Source organism: Bacteroidia bacterium (genome assembly GCA_025056095.1).
Taxonomy (GTDB): domain Bacteria; phylum Bacteroidota; class Bacteroidia; order JANWVE01; family JANWVE01; genus JANWVE01.
Map to the genome: position 1 here is coordinate 1 of JANWVW010000215.1, position 4821 is coordinate 4821.

Consider the following 4821-nt stretch of genomic DNA (forward strand, 5'->3'; position numbering starts at 1 on the left):
GCGAAGCACCGAAGCGAAGCGTAGTGCGGAATGCCCCGACCCTTGCGTTAGCAAGGGGCACGCCCAAAAAATTAAAACTATTTTTTAGACCTAATATAAATTGTAATTTTGCATAAAAAATAAGATGAAGCAGGGGTATGAAAGCAAAAGTAATTGGCTTTGTTTTATCAAACGTATTGCTGTGGAATGTATTTAGTACCCTGTGCACATACTCTCAAAATCAAGGATATCGAATCAAAACTGTTACCTTAGACGCAGGACATGGCGGAAAAGACCCTGGCACAATCGGCAAGCACTACAAAGAAAAGGATATTGCTTTAGCAATTACACTCAAATTAGGGGCTATGATTAGCGAAAAATTTCCTCATATAAAAGTAGTTTACACACGAAAAACAGACGAATTTGTAGAGCTAGACGAACGGGCAAACATCTGCAACCGAAATAAATCAGACCTATTTATATGCATTCACTGCAACGCATCAGAAAACAAAAAGATGGTAGGAACAGAAACCTACACAATGGGACTACATAAATCAGAAAGCAACCTATTAGTAGCTATGCGAGAGAACGCAGTTATTCTTAAAGAGGAAAACTATCAAAAAAAATACGGTGGCTATGATCCTAACTCACCTGTGGCGCATATTATGTTCAACTTGTACCAAAGCGCACATATTGAACGTAGTTTAGCATTTGCATCGCACGTAGAGCATTGTTTTGGTAAAGAAGGAATTGGACGAGAAAGCCGAGGCGTAAAACAAGCAGGCTTTTTAGTACTGTGGCGTACCAACGCCCCAAGTGTGCTGATAGAAACAGGTTTTTTAAGTAACCCCGAAGAGGAAAAATATCTAGGCAGCGAGAAAGGACAGCAGGAAATAGCAAAAGCTATATTCAAAGCTTTTTGCAAATACAAAGAAGAAGTAGAACAATAAGGCTCATACTCTTACGCTAGAACTTGTTTTGTACATAAGTAAATGATACTTTTGCAGGATAAATTACAAAATCTCTAATATGCCGTATTTATTCACTTCTGAATCTGTGTCTGAAGGACATCCTGATAAAATTGCAGACCAAATTTCTGATGCTATTTTAGATGCACATTTAGCGCAGGATAAAAAAGCACGTGTAGCTTGTGAAACTTTAGTTACTACGGGCTTAGTAGTGTTAGCAGGTGAAATTACTTCCAAAGCACAGTTTGATGTACAAGAGGTAGTGCGCAGAGTAATTGAAAAGATAGGATATAAAAAATCTGAATATAAGTTTGATGCACAATCTTGTGCGGTTATTTCAGCTATCCATCAACAATCGCCAGACATTGCCGTGGGCGTGAATGAAACCGAGAATAAAGAACAAGGCGCAGGCGATCAAGGGATTATGTTTGGATATGCTAATGACGAAACTCCTGATTATATGCCCATGCCCATTTACTACGCTCACAAGTTAGTAGAAAAATTAGCGCAAATACGTAAGGAAGGTAAAGTTATGACTTACCTTCGCCCAGATGCTAAAAGCCAGGTTACCATTGAATATAGCGATAATCATAAAGCTTTACGAATAGACACAATTGTAGTAAGCACACAGCACGACCCAGGTGTATCCCAAAGTCAAATTCATAAAGACATAAAAGAAATTCTCATTCCTGCGGTAATTCCTACGCATTTGTTAGATGAGAAAACAAAGTATTTTGTCAATCCGACAGGTATTTTTGAAATTGGCGGACCTCATGGGGATAGCGGACTTACAGGGCGAAAAATTATAGTAGATACCTACGGCGGTAAAGGCGCACACGGCGGAGGGGCTTTTTCAGGTAAAGACCCATCAAAAGTGGATAGGAGTGCCGCTTATGCGGTTCGCCATATTGCTAAAAATATTGTTGCCGCAGGACTTGCCAAAGAATGCTTAGTTCAAGTGGCGTACGCAATTGGCGTAGCTCAACCTGTAAGCATATTTGTCAACACGTACGGAACAGGTAAAGTACCTGATAGCGAATTAGCTGACTATATTGTCCAAAATATCAGTTTAAAACCTGCGGACATTATCAAGCGGTTTGACTTGTGCCGACCTATCTACGAAAATATTGCTGCTTATGGACACATGGGCAGAACCCATGTAACTACTTTATACTACCGTAAACCTGACGGCACTTATGATGTAGATAGAGATGAAAAAGGTAACCCCACAGGGAAGCTATTCACAGTTGAAATTCCTTGGGAAAAGTTAGATTTAGTAGAGACACTAAAAGCTGCTTTCAGTGTTAGAGGATACGTTTAAGTTCTAGCTGGCTGCTTTTTGAGCCATTTAAAACACATACCTTTTCAAAAACTAAGCAGTTTTTAGGTTTATCAAAGATTTTTCAAAAAATTAAGTACTTGCTCTGAAAGGTTCTTTACGGCTAATGGTATATTCCATTGAGTAAAATTTCTTGGGGCTACGTAATTAGAAATGGCTCTAAAAGCATAAAAAGGTTGTTCATACAAAATACAAGCTTGAAAAAATGCTGCGCCCTCCATGTTCTCAATATCGGCAGAGCAGGCTGATAAACGCTTGCGTATCGTTTCCCATGTGCCACTACACAAATGTACGGTATTAGACTTAACCTTGACCAAATTCAAAAAAGAAGGTTGTGGATTGTGTAAAGTGTTGTAGTAAGTACTCTGCTTTTTATCTACAAAATTTGAAAAACCTAATTCTTTCAAACTTAAAAAAGAACCGTCGTTATTTTCTGCTCCTAAATCGGCATAAGTTTCTTGGATTACCTCGACTACTGTTCCTAGGGTATGCTCTTTGAGATAACTTCCCGCTATACCTACTTGAATAGCTACTTGGTAAGAATTATTTGCCAATAAAGGAGCTAAGTGCAAAGCAGTATTGACCGTTCCTATACCTGTAATCAAACCTGTGATTTGGTGCTTGGAATAGCTTCCTTGCCATAAGAAGGGGGTCGTAGTTTGAAGGTTAGAAATATTTTTGAGAATAGGTTCAATTTCAAGGCGAGTAGCACTAACTAACAAAATGGACATATTCAAGCTTATGTGCGGACTGTTTCAATATAATGGACTAAATGATAAGCTAGCTCTTTCTTGGGCATGTTCGGAATGTGGTACTTTGGATGTGTGTGAGTGTATACAGTTACCTCATTGGTATCCACAGCAAAAGTGGCGTTAGGGGATTGGGTAGAGTTTAGGACTATCATGTCTGCTTTTTTAGAAATGAGTTTTTGAATGGCATATTCCTCTTCATTGTGGCTTTCTAACGCAAAACCTACTACAAAATCATTTTGCTTTTTGTGATGTCCCACCCAGTGCAGAATGTCAGGGTTTTGAATGAGAGTAATTTCTAAATTTTGTTGGTGGGCATGTTTTTTTATTTTTTGTAGGGAGGTTTCTTTGGGTTTGTAGTCAGATACGGCTGCGGTCATTACAAAAGTGTCTGCGGATGAAAAGTATTTTTGAGTAGCTTCGAACATTTCTTGGGCTGTTTTTACTTTGATTAGGGTTAAGTTGGAATGAGAATTGGGCGGAGGTACATTTGAAGGTCCTGAAATAAGAAAAACTTTTGCTCCCTGTTTGAGATATGCATCAGCTATGGCGTAGCCCATTTTACCTGTGGAGTAGTTACTTATGTATCGTACAGGGTCAATTGGTTCTTGGGTAGGTCCAGCGGTAATAAGCACGCTGCGATGCGATAGGGACTTATGCCATTTAGGCATAAAAACGTCAATGGCATAGTCTAAAATTTCTTGGGGTTCAAGCATTCTGCCGTAACCTATTAAGCCGCTAGCTAGTTCGCCTGAATTCGTAGGCAGTACGATATTGCCGAATTCTTTTAGCGTTTGAATATTCTTGTGCAAGGAGGGGTGGGCTTGCATGTCTAAGTCCATTGCAGGTGCGATAATTACAGGGCAAGTAGCAGATAAATAAACTGCATGGACTATGTTATCGCATATACCGTTAGCGAGTTTAGCGATTGTGTTATTAGTAGCAGGGGCTATAATCATTATGTCTGCCCATTTTCCGAGTGCTACGTGATTAGCCCAATGTTGTTGTGTATTTTGTTCGTCAAAAATGGCTGAAAAGACGGGCTTTTTGGATAGAGTAGAAAACGTAAGTGGTGTTACAAAATTTTGTGCAGAGGGGGTAAGCAATACCTGTACTTCTGCACCTGCTTTTATCAGCAAGCGCAGTAATTCAACTGACTTGTAACTAGCAATGCTGCCTGATACCGCTAATATGACTTTTTTGCCCTGTAAAACGGACATTAAGATTTTCGGGAAGATTTTCTGGTAGAGGTTATAGTTTCCTTTTCTTTTTCCTTTTCTTTCTCTTTTTGCTTTTCTTTCTCTTTTTTCTCACGCTCTAATTTTACTTCTAAGAAAGGTCTGTATTCTCTACCCCCACATTGGATAGTAAATTCACCTTCAAGAAATTCAAAGATAGCTTGCAAACTAGGTTTAGGAAGTTTTTCGTAATAGCGGGATAGTTCTATTTGTTCGCGGTTTTCATGAATTTCATCTAAACTGTCATGGCGAGAGTTAAATTCCATTAGACGGTTGTACAGTTCTTCTTTTTGTTTGGCTGCAATTTGACATGCTCTTTTAGAGAGGGCTACCACTGTTTCGTACAAATTACCGTTTTCCAAGTCAAAAGCATGTGTATCCCATGTATGTACATTTGTATCCTTTTTGTCTATTTTCATATTCATCCTGCAAATATAGTGTTTTTATTAGATTGTTTGCAAAAGAAAGATATTTTTTTGGGCGTGCCCTTGCCCATACTTCGCTGCGCTTGTATGGGCAAGGTCGGCGTGCTACGGGCTACGCTATCG

Annotated in this window: 4 protein-coding genes and 1 pseudogene; 2 read left to right on the forward strand and 3 right to left on the reverse strand. The window is 39.2% G+C overall.

Translation table 11 applies throughout. The features are described 5' to 3' along the window. Nucleotides 1-137: 137 nt before the first annotated feature. Nucleotides 138-929 carry an N-acetylmuramoyl-L-alanine amidase gene (locus NZ519_12180; protein ID MCS7029512.1) on the forward strand — a complete coding sequence of 264 codons (792 nt, stop codon included), beginning with the start codon at nt 138-140 and terminating at the stop codon, nt 927-929. 79 nt (nt 930-1008) lie between these two features. Next, nucleotides 1009-2268, forward strand: a complete 1260-nt coding sequence (gene metK / locus NZ519_12185; protein MCS7029513.1) for a methionine adenosyltransferase — start codon at nt 1009-1011, stop codon at nt 2266-2268. 71 nt (nt 2269-2339) lie between these two features. On the opposite strand, the gene mqnB is transcribed toward metK, so the two are convergent. The 3 genes and pseudogenes from mqnB to NZ519_12200 all read right to left on the reverse strand — a co-directional run bounded on the left by mqnB (nt 2340) and on the right by NZ519_12200 (nt 4692). Then, entirely contained in the window at nt 2340-3017 is a 678-nt protein-coding gene (gene mqnB / locus NZ519_12190) for a futalosine hydrolase (GenBank protein ID MCS7029514.1), read from the reverse strand. 8 nt (nt 3018-3025) lie between these two features. Continuing rightward, nucleotides 3026-4255 carry a bifunctional phosphopantothenoylcysteine decarboxylase/phosphopantothenate--cysteine ligase CoaBC gene (gene coaBC / locus NZ519_12195; protein MCS7029515.1) on the reverse strand — a complete coding sequence of 410 codons (1230 nt, stop codon included), beginning with the start codon at nt 4253-4255 and terminating at the stop codon, nt 3026-3028. A gap of 152 nt (nt 4256-4407) precedes the next feature. Then, nucleotides 4408-4692: pseudogene (locus NZ519_12200) on the reverse strand (DNA-directed RNA polymerase subunit omega). Nucleotides 4693-4821: the final 129 nt, after the last annotated feature.

Excerpts from the sequence above, each read along its gene's own strand:
- mqnB (MCS7029514.1), bottom strand. The coding sequence starts at position 3,017 with ATGTCCATTTTGTTAGTTAGTGCTACTCGCCTTGAAATTGAACCTATT.
- coaBC (MCS7029515.1), bottom strand. The coding sequence starts at position 4,255 with ATGTCCGTTTTACAGGGCAAAAAAGTCATATTAGCGGTATCAGGCAGC.
- NZ519_12180 (MCS7029512.1), top strand. The coding sequence starts at position 138 with ATGAAAGCAAAAGTAATTGGCTTTGTTTTATCAAACGTATTGCTGTGG.
- metK (MCS7029513.1), top strand. The coding sequence starts at position 1,009 with ATGCCGTATTTATTCACTTCTGAATCTGTGTCTGAAGGACATCCTGAT.